This is a genomic window from Streptomyces sp. NPDC052396 (assembly GCF_044593195.1).
GTDB lineage: Bacteria > Actinomycetota > Actinomycetes > Streptomycetales > Streptomycetaceae > Streptomyces.
This window is the reverse complement of record NZ_JBIUAW010000004.1, coordinates 219801-235423: the sequence shown is the minus strand read 5'-3', so window position 1 is coordinate 235423 and position 15623 is coordinate 219801. Positions and strand designations below refer to the sequence as shown.

The 15623-nt window shown below is 70.5% G+C and carries 14 protein-coding genes; 4 read left to right on the top strand and 10 right to left on the bottom strand.

Annotated elements, in window-relative coordinates; translation table 11 throughout:
• Nucleotides 1-231 precede the first annotated feature (231 nt).
• The gene (locus ACIHFE_RS12450) at nucleotides 232-1953 is read right to left on the bottom strand and encodes a glycerol-3-phosphate dehydrogenase/oxidase (RefSeq protein WP_400105810.1); all 1722 of its coding nucleotides are present in this window, start codon (nucleotides 1951-1953) and stop codon (nucleotides 232-234) included.
• Between the two features lie 244 nt (nucleotides 1954-2197).
• Between ACIHFE_RS12450 and ACIHFE_RS12445 the strand changes: the two genes are divergently transcribed.
• Nucleotides 2198-3469 carry a nucleotide sugar dehydrogenase gene (locus ACIHFE_RS12445; protein ID WP_400105809.1) on the top strand — a complete coding sequence of 424 codons (1272 nt, stop codon included), beginning with the start codon at nucleotides 2198-2200 and terminating at the stop codon, nucleotides 3467-3469.
• A 25-nt stretch (nucleotides 3470-3494) separates the two neighbouring features.
• Here ACIHFE_RS12445 and ACIHFE_RS12440 read toward each other — a convergent pair whose 3' ends face one another.
• From ACIHFE_RS12440 to ACIHFE_RS12420, 5 genes are all read right to left on the bottom strand, one after another.
• Nucleotides 3495-4598 (bottom strand): rod shape-determining protein, encoded by a 1104-nt coding sequence (locus tag ACIHFE_RS12440; protein WP_400105808.1) that lies wholly within the window; start codon nucleotides 4596-4598, stop codon nucleotides 3495-3497.
• A gap of 105 nt (nucleotides 4599-4703) precedes the next feature.
• Nucleotides 4704-5831: a GuaB3 family IMP dehydrogenase-related protein gene (locus tag ACIHFE_RS12435; RefSeq protein WP_400105807.1), complete on the bottom strand. Its 1128-nt coding sequence runs from the start codon at nucleotides 5829-5831 to the stop codon at nucleotides 4704-4706.
• Between the two features lie 96 nt (nucleotides 5832-5927).
• Nucleotides 5928-7430 (bottom strand): IMP dehydrogenase, encoded by a 1503-nt coding sequence (gene guaB / locus ACIHFE_RS12430; protein WP_400105806.1) that lies wholly within the window; start codon nucleotides 7428-7430, stop codon nucleotides 5928-5930.
• A 166-nt stretch (nucleotides 7431-7596) separates the two neighbouring features.
• Nucleotides 7597-8199, bottom strand: a complete 603-nt coding sequence (locus ACIHFE_RS12425) for a sigma-70 family RNA polymerase sigma factor (RefSeq protein ID WP_400105805.1) — start codon at nucleotides 8197-8199, stop codon at nucleotides 7597-7599.
• A 264-nt stretch (nucleotides 8200-8463) separates the two neighbouring features.
• Nucleotides 8464-9075: a response regulator transcription factor gene (locus ACIHFE_RS12420; protein ID WP_003948568.1), complete on the bottom strand. Its 612-nt coding sequence runs from the start codon at nucleotides 9073-9075 to the stop codon at nucleotides 8464-8466.
• 406 nt (nucleotides 9076-9481) lie between these two features.
• Between ACIHFE_RS12420 and ACIHFE_RS12415 the strand changes: the two genes are divergently transcribed.
• Complete coding sequence (locus tag ACIHFE_RS12415) at nucleotides 9482-9796, top strand: WhiB family transcriptional regulator (RefSeq protein ID WP_400105804.1); 315 nt, start codon at nucleotides 9482-9484, stop codon at nucleotides 9794-9796.
• A gap of 57 nt (nucleotides 9797-9853) precedes the next feature.
• Here ACIHFE_RS12415 and ACIHFE_RS12410 read toward each other — a convergent pair whose 3' ends face one another.
• On the bottom strand, nucleotides 9854-10762 hold the full coding sequence (locus ACIHFE_RS12410; RefSeq protein WP_400105803.1) for a LysR family transcriptional regulator: 909 nt from the start codon (nucleotides 10760-10762) through the stop codon (nucleotides 9854-9856).
• Nucleotides 10763-10842: 80 nt separating this feature from the next.
• On the opposite strand from ACIHFE_RS12410, the gene ACIHFE_RS12405 reads away from it, so the two are divergent.
• On the top strand, nucleotides 10843-11538 hold the full coding sequence (locus ACIHFE_RS12405; RefSeq protein ID WP_400105802.1) for an MOSC domain-containing protein: 696 nt from the start codon (nucleotides 10843-10845) through the stop codon (nucleotides 11536-11538).
• Between the two features lie 44 nt (nucleotides 11539-11582).
• Nucleotides 11583-12356 carry an SDR family NAD(P)-dependent oxidoreductase gene (locus ACIHFE_RS12400; RefSeq protein WP_400105801.1) on the top strand — a complete coding sequence of 258 codons (774 nt, stop codon included), beginning with the start codon at nucleotides 11583-11585 and terminating at the stop codon, nucleotides 12354-12356.
• Between the two features lie 71 nt (nucleotides 12357-12427).
• Here ACIHFE_RS12400 and groL read toward each other — a convergent pair whose 3' ends face one another.
• The 3 genes from groL to ACIHFE_RS12385 all read right to left on the bottom strand — a co-directional run bounded on the left by groL (nucleotide 12428) and on the right by ACIHFE_RS12385 (nucleotide 15570).
• The gene (groL, locus tag ACIHFE_RS12395) at nucleotides 12428-14050 is read right to left on the bottom strand and encodes a chaperonin GroEL (protein WP_400105800.1); all 1623 of its coding nucleotides are present in this window, start codon (nucleotides 14048-14050) and stop codon (nucleotides 12428-12430) included.
• A gap of 114 nt (nucleotides 14051-14164) precedes the next feature.
• Complete coding sequence (gene groES / locus ACIHFE_RS12390; RefSeq protein ID WP_400105799.1) at nucleotides 14165-14473, bottom strand: co-chaperone GroES; 309 nt, start codon at nucleotides 14471-14473, stop codon at nucleotides 14165-14167.
• 230 nt (nucleotides 14474-14703) lie between these two features.
• Nucleotides 14704-15570 (bottom strand): polysaccharide deacetylase family protein, encoded by an 867-nt coding sequence (locus tag ACIHFE_RS12385; RefSeq protein WP_400105798.1) that lies wholly within the window; start codon nucleotides 15568-15570, stop codon nucleotides 14704-14706.
• Nucleotides 15571-15623: the final 53 nt, after the last annotated feature.

Genomic DNA, 15623 nt, shown 5'->3' with positions numbered 1-15623 from the left:
TCTCATCCGCGGACCAGTGGAAGTCCAGGGTCCGAGTGACCACGGGTGATGAACGCGCGCTGCGCCGGGTTTCCGGATGGCGGAGTGTATGGCGGAGTGTCATGGCCGCGCTGCCGGCTGCCCCTTTACATGACCCCGTTTCCGATAAGTCGGTTCCCGGTGAGGCCCGGCCGTCACAGAATGCTCATGCCGCGTACCGAATCCTCATGGAGCGTCAGCGACCCGGCCCCCCTACAGCGGCTGCACATCGGGAGCGCCCAGCCGTGCCGCGTCCGCCGTCAGGTCGTCCGGCTGCAACTGGGACTCGCGCTCCGCCTCCACCCGCTTCTCATAGCGCTCCACCTCCTTGTCCACCTGGGCGGCGTCCCAGGCCAGCACCGGCGCCATCAGCCCGGCCGCCTCCCGGGCGCAGCGGGTGCCCCGGTCGAAGGTCTCGATGGAGATACGGGTGCGGCGGGTGAGCACATCGTCCAGGTGACGGGCGCCCTCGTGCGAGGCGGCGTAGACGATCTCGGCGCGCAGATAGTCGTCGGCCCCGGTCAGCGGCTCGCCCAGGGAGGGGTCGCCGGTGACATACGCCAGCACCTCATCCGTCATCGAGCCATACCGGCCCAGCAGGTGCTCCACCCGTGCCACATGCAGCCCGGTGCGCTGGGCGATCCGTGCCCGGCCGTTCCACAGCGCCTTGTAGCCCTCGGCGCCCACCAGCGGGATGTCCTCGGTGACGCAGTCGGCCACGCGCTGGTCCAGACCGTGCACCGCCTCGTCCACCGCGTCCTTGGCCATCACCCGGTAGGTGGTGTACTTCCCGCCGGCCACCACCACCAGCCCGGGCACCGGATGGGCCACCGTGTGCTCCCGGGAGAGCTTGCTGGTGGCGTCCGACTCCCCGGCCAGCAGCGGGCGCAGCCCGGCGTAGACGCCCTGCACATCGTCCCGGGTCAGCGGGACGGCCAGCACCGAGTTGACATGTTCCAGCAGGTAGTCGATGTCGGCGCTGGAGGCGGCGGGGTGGGCCTTGTCCAGGTCCCAGTCGGTGTCGGTGGTGCCGATGATCCAGTGCCGGCCCCAGGGGATGACGAACAGCACGCTCTTCTCGGTGCGCAGGATCAGACCGGTGGTGGAGTGGACGCGGTCCTTGGGCACCACCAGGTGGATGCCCTTGGAGGCACGGACATGGAACTGACCGCGCTCGGCGATCAGCTGCTGGGTGTCGTCCGTCCACACCCCGGTGGCGTTGACCACCTGCCGGGCCCGGACCTCGAACTCCGCCCCCTTTTCTGTCGAGGGCGCTTCCAGATCCCGCACCCGGGCGCCCACCACCCGCTCGCCCTCGCGCAGAAAGCCCACCACCCGGGTCCGGTTGGCCACCTCCGCGCCATAGGCGGCGGCGGTGCGGGCGAGGGTGGCGACATAGCGCGCGTCATCCATCTGGGCGTCGTAGTACTGCAAGGCGCCCACCAGCGCGTCCTTGCGCAGGCAGGGTGCCACCCGCAGGGCACGGCGGCGGGTGAGATGGCGGTGGACGGGCAGTCCACGGCCGTGCCCGGAGGAGACCGACATGGCGTCGTAGAGGGCCACCCCGGTGCCCGCGTAGAGCCGTTCCCAGCCGCGGTGCTGCAGCGGATAGAGGAAGGGCACCGGCTTGACCAGATGCGGGGCCAGCCGCTGGAGCAGCAGCCCGCGTTCTTTGAGCGCCTCGCGGACCAGGGCGAAGTCCAGCATCTCCAGGTAGCGCAGGCCGCCGTGGATGAGTTTGCTGGACCGGCTGGAGGTGCCGGCCGCCCAGTCCCGCGCCTCCACCAGGCCGGTGGCCAGCCCCCGGGTGGCCGCGTCCAGCGCGGTGCCCGCGCCGACCACCCCGCCGCCCACCACCAGGATGTCCAGTTCCCGCTCGGCCATCCGGGCGAGTGCCGCGCTCCGTTCGGCCGGACCGAGTGTCGCCGTCCTCACCACTGCCTCCCGATACCTGAAGTCGCGCGGTGCCCCTGCTGTCTCACCGCACCCGGACGCGTACCCGCTCTTCCTCCGATGCTGCCCCAGAACCGCCGCTTCGGCCGGTCCGCGAACGCCACCGGCGCAGGGGGCCGATCCCGTGATCCGGGCCGGAGAGCTGAGTCAATCCCAAAGATCTGTCATATATCCGCTTAACCTGATACTCGTCCGAGGCCCGCTCCGGGAAGGACCGCATCCCGTCATGCCCGCAGACCTCGCCGTCATCGGACTCGGCCATCTCGGCCTGCCCCTGGCACAGGCCGCCACCGCCGCGTCCATCACCACCGTCGGCTATGACCCCGACCCGCACACGGTCGCCGAACTGCGCGCCGGCCGGCTGCCCGCGGAGCATGGCTGCGGCGGGCTGACCGCCGCCGACCTGCGCCGGATGCTCTCCTCCGGCTTCCATGCCACCACCGAGGACGCCGAACTGGGCCGGGTCCGCACCGCCGTCATCTGCGCCCCCACCCGGCTCGGCGAGAACCGGGCCCTGGACCTCACCGCCATCGGCGCCGCCGCCCGCACCCTGGCCGCCCGGCTGCGCCCGCACACCACCGTGCTGCTGGAGTCCCCGGTCTACCCCGGCGCGACGGAGGAGTACCTGCGCCCCCTGCTCGAAGAGGGCTCCGGGCTGGTGGCCGGACGCGACTTCCACCTGGCCTACTCCCCCAGCCGGGTGGACGCCGGCAACCGGCGCTACGGCCTGCACAACACCCCCAAGGTGATCGGCGGCCTCACCCCCGCCTGCACCGAGGCCGCCGCCGCGTTCTACGGGCGCCTCTGCGAGAAGGTGGTACGCGCCCGGGGCCCCCGCGAGGCCGAGGCGGTCAGGGTCTGGGAGACCAACTACCGGTACGTCAATATCGCGCTCGCCAATGAGATGGCCGTCTTCTGCCATGACATCGGTGTGGACCTGTGGGACGTGGTGCGCTGCGCGGAGACCAAGCCCTTTGGCTTCCAGGCATTCCGCCCCGGCCCGGGAGTCGGCGGCCACGGGGTGCCGGTGGACCCCAACTACCTTGCCTACAAGGGCCGTACGCTGGGCTATCCGCTGCGGATGGTGGAACTGGCACAGGAGGTCAACGGGCGGATGCCGCGCTATGTGGTGCAGCGCTGCGCCACCTTGCTCAATGAGCACGGCAAATCGGCGCGCGGGGCACGGGTGTTGCTGCTGGGCGTCGGCTACAAGGCGGACATCGCCGACCAGGAGGGCTCACCCGCCCGGGAGGTGGCCTCCCGGCTGCTGGAACTGGGCGCACAACTCAGCTACCACGACCCCCATGTGACCGAGTGGCGGGTGCTGGGCCGGCCGGTCCCCCGGGCGGACAGCGTCTACGAGGCCGCGGCGGCCGCCGACCTCACGGTGCTGCTCCAGCACCACCGCACGTACGACCTGCAAGGGCTCGCGGTCAAGGCCCAGTTGATGCTGGACACCCGGGGTGCGAGCCCCGCCGGCACGGCGCACCGGCTCTGAGCGCAGGAGCCGGGAAGACCTGGCCCTACAGTCGCCCGCTCATCGGCAGCCGCGGCTGGGCGTCCAGCAGCGTCCGCAGCGAGGCGAAGTCCTCCACACAGCGGCCGGTGCCCACCGCCACACAGTCCAGCGGGTCATCGGCGATCAGCACCGGAATGTCCAGCTCCTGGCTCAGCCGCACATCCAGGCCGCGCAGCAGGGCGCCGCCGCCGGTGAGCACAATGCCCCGGTCCATGATGTCGCCGGAGAGCTCCGGCGGGGTCTCGTCCAGGGTCTGCCGGACGGCCATCACAATCGCGTCCACCGGCTCGGTCAGCGCGTGCCGGATCTCATCGGCCGTCAGCTCCAGCGTCTTGGGCAGCCCGCTGACCTGGTCGCGGCCCCGGATGGTGTAGCGCTCGGCGGGGGCCAGACCCTGGGTCCGCTCGGAGTCGGCGGAATCCTCGACGGCCGACCAGCGGACGGTGGGCGAGGCGGAGCCAATGCTCAACTTGATGTCCTCGGCGGTGCGTTCACCGATGGCCAACGCGTACTTCTTCTTCACATAGGAGATGATCGCCGCGTCCATGGCATCACCCGCGGTGCGCACCGAGCGGGCGGTGACAATGCCGCCCAGCGAGGTCACCGCGACCTCGGTGGTGCCGCCGCCGATGTCCACCACCATGCAGCCGGTGGGCTCGCTGACCGGCAGCCCGGCGCCGATCGCCGCCGCCATGGGCTCCTCCACCAGGTGCACCGCCCGGGCGCCGGCCTGGGAGGCGGCCTCGATGACCGCGCGGCGCTCCACCCCGGTGATGCCCGAGGGAACGCAGATGACCACCCGCGGCCGGGTCAGCCGGCGGTTGCCGGTGACCTTCTTGATGAAGTGCCGCAGCATCCGCTCGGCTATCTCGAAGTCGGCTATGACGCCGTCCCGCAGCGGACGGACGGCCACGATGTTGGACGGGGTGCGTCCAATGGTCTCCTTCGCCTCGGAACCGACCGAGAGCACACTGCCGTCATCGGCGTTGACGGCCACCACCGAGGGCTCGTTGAGCACCACTCCCTTGCCGCGCACATACACCAGCGTGTTGGCGGTGCCGAGGTCGATGCCCATGTCCCTGCCGCTGAACGACTTACTTTGCGCCATAAGTCGCCAGTATTCCCTATCGCCGAACCTTTATACGGAGTTGACGGGACCCGTGGACATGCGAAGGGCCCGGCCGGTGCGGCCGGGCCCTTCACCGACGGAGCGTCAGCGCTTGTCGTGTGCGGACGGCGCGACCGTCACCTCGACCCGCTGGAACTCCTTGAGCTCGCTGTAGCCGGTGGTGGCCATGGCCCGGCGCAGCGCGCCGAAGAAGTTCATGGAACCGTCCGGGGTGTGCGAGGGGCCGAGCAGGATCTCCTCGGTGGAGCCCACCACACCCAGGTTCATCCGCTTGCCGCGCGGCACGTCCTCGTGGACGGCCTCCATGCCCCAGTGGTGGCCGCGGCCCGGAGCGTCGGTGGCGCGGGCCAGCGGGGAGCCCATCATCACGGCGTCGGCACCGCAGGCGATGGCCTTGGGCAGGTCGCCGGACCAGCCCACGCCGCCGTCGGCGATGACATGGACATAGCGGCCGCCGGACTCGTCCATGTAGTCACGGCGGGCCGCGGCCACATCGGCCACCGCGGTGGCCATCGGCACCTGGATGCCCAGGACATTGCGGGTGGTGTGCGCGGCGCCGCCGCCGAAGCCCACCAGCACACCGGCCGCGCCGGTGCGCATCAGGTGCAGGGCGGCGGTGTAGGTGGCACAGCCGCCGACGATCACCGGGACGTCCAGCTCATAGATGAACTGCTTGAGGTTCAGCGGCTCGGCGGCGCCGGAGACATGCTCGGCGGAGACAGTGGTGCCCCGGATGACGAAGATGTCCACGCCCGCGTCCACCACGGCCTTGGAGAACTGCGCGGTGCGCTGCGGGGAGAGCGCGGCGGCGGTCACCACACCGGAGTCACGCACCTCCTTGATGCGCTGCCCGATCAGCTCTTCCTTGATCGGAGCGGCGTAGATCTCCTGCAGGCGCTTGGTGGCGGTGCGCTCGTCCAGCTCGGCGATCTCGGCCAGCAGCGGCTCGGGGTCCTCGTAGCGGGTCCACAGGCCCTCGAGGTTGAGCACGCCCAGGCCGCCCAGCTCGCCGATGCGGATGGCGGTCTCCGGGGAGACCACGGAGTCCATGGGGGCCGCCAGGAACGGCAGCTCGAAGCGGTAGGCGTCGATCTGCCAGGCGATCGAGACCTCCTTGGGGTCGCGGGTACGGCGGCTCGGGACGACGGCGATGTCGTCGAACGCGTATGCCCGGCGGCCGCGCTTGCCGCGCCCGATCTCGATCTCAGTCACGTTGTGGCCCTTCTTTTCACGTCTGCCGTTCCAGTATCCCCGACGCGCCGAAGCCCGCGGCCGGTCGGTCGCGGGCTTCGGCTGAACGCGTGGCTGCTACCGGCGGGAGTAGTTCGGCGCTTCCACCGTCATCTGGATGTCGTGCGGGTGGCTCTCCTTGAGCCCCGCGGTGGTGATCCGTACAAAGCGGCCCTTGTCCTTGAGCTCCTGGACATTGGCGGATCCCACATAGCCCATGGAGGCCCGCAGACCGCCGATGAGCTGGTGGGCGACCGAGGCCAGCGGGCCGCGGTAGGGCACCTGGCCCTCGATGCCCTCGGGCACCAGCTTGTCCTCGGAGAGGACGTTGTCCTGGAAGTAGCGGTCCTTGGAGAACGAACGGGCCTGGCCGCGCGACTGCATGGCGCCCAGCGAACCCATGCCCCGGTAGGACTTGAACTGCTTGCCGTTGATAAAGACCATCTCGCCCGGCGACTCCTCACAGCCGGCCAGCAGCGAGCCCAGCATCACGGTGTCGGCACCGGCCGCGATGGCCTTGGCGATGTCGCCGGAGTACTGCAGGCCGCCGTCGCCGATCAGCGGCACGCCCGCCGCGTGGCAGGCCTGCGCGGCCTCGTAGATCGCGGTGACCTGGGGCACGCCGATGCCGGCCACCACCCGGGTGGTGCAGATCGAGCCCGGGCCCACGCCCACCTTGACGCCGTCCACACCCGCGTCGATCAGCGCCTGGGCGCCGTCCCGGGTGGCGACATTGCCGCCCACCACATCCACGTTGATGTTGGACTTCACCTTGGCGATCATGTCCAGGATGCCCCGGCTGTGGCCATGGGCGCTGTCCACCACCAGGAAGTCCGCCCCGGCCTCGACCAGCGCCTGGGCCCGCTCATAGGCCTCGTCGCCGACGCCCACCGCGGCACCGACGATCAGCCGGCCGCCGGCGTCCTTGGCGGCGTTGGGGTACTGCTCGGCCTTGACGAAGTCCTTGACCGTGATCAGGCCCTTGAGCACACCGGAGTCGTCCACCAGCGGCAGCTTCTCGATCTTGTGGCGGCGGAGCAGCTCCATGGCGTCCGCGCCGGAGATGCCGACCTTGCCGGTGACCAGCGGCATCGGGGTCATCACCGCGCGCACCGCACGGTTGCGGTCGGTCTCGAAGGCCATGTCGCGGTTGGTGACGATGCCCAGCAGCTTGCCCGCCTCGTCGGTGACCGGCACACCGCTGATACGGAAGCGGGCGCACAGCGCGTCCGCCTCGGCCAGGGTGGCGTCCGGACGGACCGTGATCGGGTCCGAGACCATGCCGGACTCGGAGCGCTTGACCAGGTCGACCTGGTTGGCCTGGTCCTCGATGGAGAGGTTGCGGTGCAGCACGCCGGCGCCGCCCTGGCGGGCCATGGCGATCGCCATCCGCGCCTCGGTGACCTTGTCCATCGCCGCGGAGAGCAGCGGGATGTTCACCCGGACGTTGCGCGAGACTCGCGAGGAGGTGTCCACCGCGTTCGGCAGGACCTCCGAGGCGCCCGGCAGCAGCAGGACGTCGTCGTATGTCAGACCGAGCATCGCGAACTTCTCGGGCATTCCGTCGATGTTGTCAGCCATGACACCTTCCCAGACGCGGTATTGCGGGCCGGAGGACACCCCGGGGAGCCCCTTGCCTCAGCGAGGACTCCCATGCTAACGGCCGCCCGAAGGTGGCCCATTCCACCAGCACTGAGGCCCGCATCACTTGGAGTTTTCTACGAGCAGCGGTCGGCGGCGGATGCCCTCACTGCTCTGCGAGCGCCCGCAGCCTGCTCAGCGCCCGGTGCTGGGCGACCCTTACCGCCCCCGGCGACATCCCCAGCATCTGTCCGGTCTCCTCGGCGGTCAGCCCCACCGCGACCCTGAGCAGCACCAGCTCCCGCTGGTTCTCCGGCAGGCTGGCCAGGAGCTTCTTGGCCCACTCGGCATCGCTGCTGAGCAGCGCCCGCTCCTCGGGGCCCAGGGAGTCGTCCGGCTGCTCGGGCATCTCGTCGGAGGGCACGGCGGTGCTCCCCGGGTGGCGCATGGCGGCGCGCTGCAGGTCGGCGACCTTGTGCGCGGCGATGGCCACCACGAATGCCTCGAAGGGCCGCCCGGTGTCCCGGTAGCGCGGCAGGGCGCACAGCACGGCCAGGCAGACCTCCTGGGCGAGGTCGTCCACAAAGTGCCGGGCGTCACCCGGCAGCCGGGACAGCCTGGTGCGGCAGTAGCGCAGCGCCAGCGGGTGCACCAGGGCGAGCAGGTCATGAGTGGCCTGGCGGTCACCCTCCACGGCGCGGGTGACAAGGGCACCGATCTCCCCGGGGCCGGCGGCCACCGGGGGACTCGCCTCGTCGTTCTCGCGCATCGGTCCATGGTGCCTTGGCGCCGGAGCGTCCGCGGCATCGCGTCCGTGGTTGTGCACCGTCACGTCTTGAGCGGGTGCGCCGGCAGTCATCTCCCGCGCCCTCCCATCACGCCCGACCGAGCCGTCCCCGAGGAACTCCATAGCTCAAGGATGCGGCAGCGCGCGGGAAACGTGCAGCGGGCCGGGAAGCGACGGCACACCGCCCCGCCCGCCCCAGGGCGAGCGGGGTGCGTCAATCCCCCACAGCACCGCACGTCACGGCGCCTAGCGGACCAGGCCCCAGCGGAAGCCGAGCGCCACGGCGTGGGCCCGGTCGGAAGCTCCGAGTTTTTTGAACAGCCGCCGGGCGTGGGTCTTGACGGTGTCCTCGGAGAGGAAGAGCTCACGGCCGATCTCGGCGTTGGAGCGGCCGTGGCTCATGCCCTCCAGCACCTGGATCTCGCGCGCGGTGAGGGTGGGCGCCGCGCCCATCTCCGCCGACCGCAGCCGCCGGGGGGCCAGCCGCCAGGTCGGGTCGGCCAGCGCCTGGGTCACGGTGGCCCGCAGCTCGGCGCGCGAGGCGTCCTTGTGCAGATAGCCACGGGCTCCGGCGGCGACCGCCAGGGCCACCCCGTCCAGGTCCTCGGCCACTGTGAGCATGATGATGCGGGCGCCGGGGTCCGCGGAGAGCAGCCGGCGGACCGTCTCCACGCCACCCAGGCCGGGCATGCGTACGTCCATGAGAATGAGATCCGAACGATCGGCGCCCCAGCGGCGGAGGACTTCCTCGCCGTTGGCCGCCGTCGTCACACGCTCGACACCGGGCACGGTCGCCACCGCACGGCGGAGCGCTTCTCGGGCAAGCGGGGAGTCGTCGCAGACGAGGACGGAAGTCATGGCCGTCCTCCGCAGCTGATGCGCGTCACCTTGAGCCTCCAGGCTGGTACTGATCGTCACCTGCGCGATTGGCGAGCGCGGACCGCCTCGGGCATCCGCCGGCCGCTGCGATCACCAACCGCCTCCGCACTCTCAACGACGGTCACCCGAAAGAGTTACGGGCTTGGTCGGCCATGTTCGGCACTCTACGTGAGGGTGCGGACACGGAGCAGGGCGCACCAGGGGCGCTCGCCACATCGTTCGAGTCATGCACCGTTTGCCTGCTTGGACCCGTTTTTCTTCGCATTTCCCGGAGACTGCCGCTAGATTCGCAAATGAGTCATATTTTCTGCTCATACGGCAACAGATCGCGGCAACAGATCACCTGACGGTTCGCATCAACGAGTTCGTATCGAGGGGACTAGCAATGGCAGATTTCTCCCGCCTTCCCGGCCCCAACGCCGACCTGTGGGACTGGCAGCTGCTGGCGGCCTGCCGGGGCGTCGACAGCTCGCTGTTCTTCCACCCCGAAGGCGAGCGCGGGGCGGCGCGCAGTGCGCGCGAGACTTCGGCGAAGGAAGTGTGCATGCGGTGCCCGGTACGCGCGGAGTGCGCGGCGCATGCTCTGGCGGTCCGCGAACCGTATGGAGTGTGGGGCGGACTCACCGAGGACGAGCGCGAGGAGCTGATGGGGCGGGCCCGGCACCGACCCATCTCGGCGGCCGGAACCATCAGTGCCTGACCCCGCCGCCCCCTTCTGACAAAACGTTTCTGCAAACCGGCCGGCCCGGACGGGCGCTCAGCGCCCGGCTGCCGTCGCCAGCTGGTCCAGCATGGCCCCGACCGCCGGCACCCGCGCCAGGTCCGGCAGCGTCAGGGCCACGATCTCGCGCTGCACCAGCGGCTCCACGGCCACCGTCCGGATCCCCTTGGGCCGTACCGACTCCAGCGCCAGCTCCGGCATCACGGCCACGCCCAGACCCGCGCCCACCAGCCCGAACACCGCCGGGTAGTCATCGGTGGCGAAGTCGATGCGCGGGGTGAAGCCGGCGTTCTCACACACCTCCACCAGGTGCCGGCGGCAGCGCGGGCAGCCGGCGATCCAGGGCTCTCCGGCCAGCTCCGCTATGCCGATCCGCTCCGTCCCGGCCAGCGGGTGCCGCTCCGGGACCACGCCGATCAGGCGGTCGGTGAGCAGCGGCCGGACCACCAGGTCCTCCCACTCCGCGCCGGCCGGGTCGGCACCGCGCACCTCGGGGTAGCGGAAGGCCAGCGCGATCTCGCAGTCACCGGAGCGCAGCATCTCCACCGAGCGCGGCGGCTCGGCCTCCACCAGGGAGACCCGGGTGCCGGGGTGCTCGGCCCGCATCTGCGCCAGCGCGCCGGGCACCAGGGTCGAGCTGCCGCTGGGGAAGGACACCAGCCGCACCCGGCCCGCCCGCAGCCCGGCGATGGCGGCGATCTCCTCCTCGGCGGCGGTCAGCCCGGCCAGGATCCCGGCCGCGTGCCGCACCAGGGCCTGGCCCGCCTCGGTCAGCCGCATCTCCCGGCCGGTGCGGATCAGCAGCGGGGTGCCGGTGGACTGCTCCAGGGCCTTCATCTGCTGGCTGACCGCGGGCTGGGTGCAGCCCAGTTCCCGGGCGGCGGCGGAGAACGAACCGCTGGCGGCCACCGCGCGCAGCACCCTCAGATGACGAGCCTCGATCATGACTCAAGCATAAGTGCCACTTGGGGTCGATGGGCGATAAATCGTGGACGCTTTGAGTTACGCCCGCCTACCCTTCGGTTATGCGCATCCTCTCCGTCAACCTCGGCTCCGCCGCCACGGTGGACGACCGCCCGGGCCACCCCGGCGAGTTCACCGGCGGTCTGGCCACCGGTATCGACAAGCGCCCGGTCGCCGGGCCGGTCGCGGTGGCCGCCCCGGGCCCCAAGGGCGTCGCGGGCAGCGGACTCGCCGGTGACTCCGTGGTCCTGCGGCGCCACCACGGCGGTGACGACCAGGCGGTGTACGCCTTCGCCCGGGAGGACCTGGACTTCTGGGAGCGGGAGTTGGGGCGCATCCTGCCGCCGGGCTCCTTCGGGGAGAACCTCACCACCACCGGGGTGGATGTCAATGGCGCCCGGATCGGGGAGCGTTGGCGGATCGGTGAGCGGCTGCTGCTGGAGGTCACCTCGCCGCGCATCCCCTGCCGGACCTTCGCCGACTGGCTGAAGGAGTCGGGCTGGATCAAGCGGTTCACCCAAGCCGCCGCGCCCGGCGCGTACTTGCGGGTCATCGAGCCGGGAGAGGTCCGTGCGGGTGATCCCGTGACCGTGGTGCACCGGCCCGAGCACGAGGTCAGCATCTCCTTCGCCTTCCGGGCATCGACCACCGAACGGGCCCTGCTGCCCCGCGTTCTGGCGGCCGGGGACGGGCTGCACCCCGAGCTCCGGCAGAAGGCGCTGGCGCACCGGGCGGGTCAGCGTTCCGTAGAAGGCTGAAACCGCCGCGACCACGGGGCCCTCGCGGGCACTAACGTTCCGGCATGACCACTGCACTGATCACGGGCGCGACGGCCGGCATCGGCGCGGCCTTCGCACGGCGGCTCGCCGCCGACGGGCATGACCTCATTCTGGTCGCCCGGGACGAGAAGCGGCTGCACGAGCACGCCACCGAACTCCACGACCGGCACCGGGTGGAGGCCGAGGTGCTGCGGGCGGACCTCTCCCAGGAGGAGGGGATCGCCGCCGTGGAGGCCCGGCTCTCGGACCGCAAGCGCCCGGTGGACCTGCTGGTCAACAATGCCGGCTTCGGCAACAAGGGCCGCTTTCTGGAGGTCCCGGTGGCCGATGAGCTGACCATGCTCCGGGTGCACTGCGAGGCGGTGCTGCGGCTGACCATGGCGGCGGCCCGCGGGATGCGGGAGCGGCGGCGCGGCGGAGTGGTCAATGTGGCCTCGGTCGCGGCCTTTGTGCCGCGCGGGACGTACGGGGCCAGCAAGGCGTGGGTGGTGCAGTTCACCCAGGGTGCCGCGCGGGATCTGGCGGGCAGCGGGGTGCGGCTGATGGCGCTGTGCCCGGGCTTTGTCCGCACCGAGTTCCACCAGCGGGCCGGGATGGGGACGGACAACATCCCCGGCTGGATGTGGCTGGACGCGGACCGGCTGGTGGACGCGGCGCTGCGGGACCTGGCCCGCGGCAAGTCGCTGTCCGTCCCGGACCCGCGCTACAAGGCGCTGACCGGGCTGTCCAAGCTGGTGCCGCGCGGGGCGCTGGGCCGGGTGTCCTCGACCACCGGCCGCAAGTACGGCCCCAACTGAGGCCGTTGGCGCGTACGGCCGAGGCCCGGCCCCCAACGGGGGCCGGGCCTCGGTGCGTTGACGAACGCGCGTCAGTGGGAGTGACCGTGGCCGTGGCCGGCCTCGGCGGGCTCCTCTTCCTTCTTCTCGACGACCAGGGTCTCGGTCGTGAGCAGCAGGGAGGCGATGGAGGCGGCGTTCTCCAGGGCGGAGCGGGTGACCTTGACCGGGTCGATGACGCCGGCCTTCACCAGGTCGCCGTACTCGCCGGTGGCGGCGTTGAAGCCCTGGCCCTTCTCCAGCTCGGCGACCTTGGAGGTGATGACATAGCCCTCCAGGCCGGCGTTCTCGGCGATCCAGCGCAGCGGCTCGACCACGGCGCGGCGGACCACGGCGACACCGGTGGCCTCGTCGCCGTCCTTGCCCAGGTTGTCGGCCAGCACCTTGGCGGCGTGCACCAGGGCGGAGCCACCACCGGAGACGATGCCCTCCTCGACCGCGGCGCGGGTCGCGGAGATGGCGTCCTCCAGACGGTGCTTGCGCTCCTTGAGCTCGACCTCGGTGGCCGCGCCGACGCGGATGACGCAGACGCCGCCGGCCAGCTTGGCCAGGCGCTCCTGCAGCTTCTCGCGGTCCCAGTCGGAGTCGGTGGTCTCGATCTCGGCCTTGATCTGGGCGACCCGGCCGGTGACGTCCGCGGAGTTGCCGCCGCCGTCGACGATGGTGGTGTCGTCCTTGGTGACGGTCACGCGACGGGCGGTGCCCAGCACGTCCAGGCCGGCCTGGTCGAGCTTGAGGCCGACCTCCTCGGCGATCACGGTGGCACCGGTGAGGGTGGCCATGTCGCCCAGCATCGCCTTGCGGCGGTCACCGAAGCCCGGGGCCTTGACGGCCACCGCGTTGAAGGTGCCGCGGATCTTGTTGACCACCAGGGTGGAGAGCGCCTCGCCCTCGACATCCTCGGCGATGATCAGCAGCGGCTTGGAGCCACCGGCCTGGATGATCTTCTCCAGCAGCGGCAGCAGCTCGGTGATGGAGGAGATCTTGCCCTGGTGGATCAGGATGTACGGGTCGTCGAGGACGGCCTCCATACGCTCCTGGTCGGTGACCATGTACGGCGAGAGGTAGCCCTTGTCGAAGGCCATGCCCTCGGTGAAGTCCAGCTCCAGACCGAAGGTGTTGGACTCCTCGACGGTGATGACACCGTCCTTGCCGACCTTGTCCATCGCCTCGGCGATCAGCTCGCCGACCTGCTGGTCCTGCGCGGAGAGCGCGGCCACGGCGGCGATGTCGGACTTGTCCTCGATGGGACGGGCGGTGGCCAGCAGGTCCTCGGAGACAGCCTTGACCGCGGCGTCGATGCCCTTCTTCAGGGAGGCCGGGGAAGCGCCGGCGGCGACGTTGCGCAGACCCTCACGGACCAGCGCCTGGGCCAGCACCGTGGCGGTGGTGGTGCCGTCACCCGCGATGTCGTTGGTCTTGGTCGCCACCTCCTTGACGAGCTGGGCGCCCAGGTTCTCGTACGAGTCCTCCAGCTCGACCTCGCGCGCGATGGTGACGCCGTCGTTGGTGATGGTGGGGGCGCCGAACTTCTTGTCGATGACGACATTGCGGCCCTTGGGGCCGATCGTCACCTTCACGGTGTCGGCAAGCTTGTTGACGCCGCGCTCAAGGGCGCGACGGGCGTCCTCGTCGAACTTCAGGATCTTGGCCATGGGGTGGGTGTCCTTCGCCGTGTCTAATGAAACTGCGCCCCGGGCGCCCGGCGGTTTGTTACGCGGGTACCCGGGGCGCAGCGCAGCTTCGAAGTATCGAAAGCCTGGGGTGAATTACTTCTCGATGATCGCGAGCACGTCGCGAGCCGAGAGGACGAGGTACTCCTCGCCGCTGTACTTCACCTCGGTGCCGCCGTACTTGCTGTAGAGCACGACGTCGCCGACCTTGACGTCGAGCGGGAGGCGCTCGCCGTTCTCGAAGCGGCCCGGGCCGACAGCCAGGACAACGCCCTCCTGGGGCTTCTCCTTGGCGGTGTCCGGAATGACCAGGCCGGAGGCCGTGGTCTGCTCGGCGTCCAGCGGCTGGACCACAATGCGGTCCTCGAGCGGCTTGATGGCAACCTTGGAGCTGGTGGTCGTCACGATCCGACCTCCCCCTTCGGAGATCTCACGGGGTTAACTGTCTGAGGGTGGCGACCAGGTGGATCCGTCGTCGCGGGTGCCGGACCTGCCCGTCGCTGTGTTTGGCACTCACCGGTGGAGAGTGCCAACGGGAGCGAGACTATGACGCGCTTAGCACTCGGTCAAGCGGAGTGCCAATTCCTAGCGCGCCGCCGACACACTCCCCCGCATCGCCCGGGCCCAGTCATCGCTCAGACGTAGTCCTCCAGCCGCGCGACCGTGTACCCCTGCCGCTGGATGCTGCGCAGCATGTTGCTCACCATGGTGGTCATCGAGGCGCCCTTGAGCTGCTGGGGGCCGCGGAAGTGGGCCAGCACGATGTCCCCCGGGTGCAGACCACTGCCCTCCGCGTAGCGCATGTCGTTGATCTGCATGGTCACTTCCCACAGCACCATGGCCTTGATCCCGCAGCCGCCTGCCGCCGTCAGGGTGGCCTGGTTGTAGTTGCCGTACGGCGGGCGGAACAGCACCGGCCGCTTGCCCAGCCGCTTGGCCAGCCGGTCCTGCTGCCCGCATATCTCGTGCTGCTGCGCCTCGGGGCTCAGCGTGCGCAGGTTGGGGTGGCTGATGGTGTGGTTGTCGATGCCATTGCCGAGCGCGCGCAGTTGTTCGAAATAGCCATAGCCGCGCCCGACCCTGGCTATCTCATCGGTGAGGAACATGGTGTAGGGCAGCTTGAGGTCCTTGGTCATCTGGATGAACCGCGGATCCTTCTCCGCCCCGTCGTCGAAGGTCAGGAAGACGATCTTGTCCTTGGTCGGCACCCGCCGGATGATCTGCGGCGTGGCCCCCGTCACATGGTCGGTCACCCGGGTGGCGGGCGGCTTGGGCGGCGCGGCCAGCGGCTTGTCCAGCCCCCAGCGCCGGTAGGAGTCGTCGGGCGGCGCGGACGTGGCGGGGGCGGCGGCACGGGCGGGGGCGGAGCTCTTCGCCGCCTTGGGTGAGCCGGACGAGTCCGAGGAGCCCGAGCAGCCCGCCAGCAGCCCCGCGAACAGCAGCGCGGCGGCACCGGCCGCGCCCGCCCGGGCCCGGCGGCGGGATATGTGAGAAGCAGACACGATCACAGCACTGATTCTTGTCCAATCGTTCGAAAAGCGCTCGGTACGGGGCG

Excerpts from the sequence above, each read along its gene's own strand:
- ACIHFE_RS12420 (WP_003948568.1), bottom strand. The coding sequence starts at position 9,075 with ATGACTTCCGTCCTCGTCTGCGACGACTCCCCGCTTGCCCGAGAAGCG.
- ACIHFE_RS12410 (WP_400105803.1), bottom strand. The coding sequence starts at position 10,762 with ATGATCGAGGCTCGTCATCTGAGGGTGCTGCGCGCGGTGGCCGCCAGC.
- ACIHFE_RS12445 (WP_400105809.1), top strand. The coding sequence starts at position 2,198 with ATGCCCGCAGACCTCGCCGTCATCGGACTCGGCCATCTCGGCCTGCCC.
- ACIHFE_RS12400 (WP_400105801.1), top strand. The coding sequence starts at position 11,583 with ATGACCACTGCACTGATCACGGGCGCGACGGCCGGCATCGGCGCGGCC.
- ACIHFE_RS12425 (WP_400105805.1), bottom strand. The coding sequence starts at position 8,199 with ATGCGCGAGAACGACGAGGCGAGTCCCCCGGTGGCCGCCGGCCCCGGG.
- ACIHFE_RS12415 (WP_400105804.1), top strand. The coding sequence starts at position 9,482 with ATGGCAGATTTCTCCCGCCTTCCCGGCCCCAACGCCGACCTGTGGGAC.
- ACIHFE_RS12440 (WP_400105808.1), bottom strand. The coding sequence starts at position 4,598 with ATGGCGCAAAGTAAGTCGTTCAGCGGCAGGGACATGGGCATCGACCTC.
- ACIHFE_RS12405 (WP_400105802.1), top strand. The coding sequence starts at position 10,843 with ATGCGCATCCTCTCCGTCAACCTCGGCTCCGCCGCCACGGTGGACGAC.
- groL (WP_400105800.1), bottom strand. The coding sequence starts at position 14,050 with ATGGCCAAGATCCTGAAGTTCGACGAGGACGCCCGTCGCGCCCTTGAG.
- guaB (WP_400105806.1), bottom strand. The coding sequence starts at position 7,430 with ATGGCTGACAACATCGACGGAATGCCCGAGAAGTTCGCGATGCTCGGT.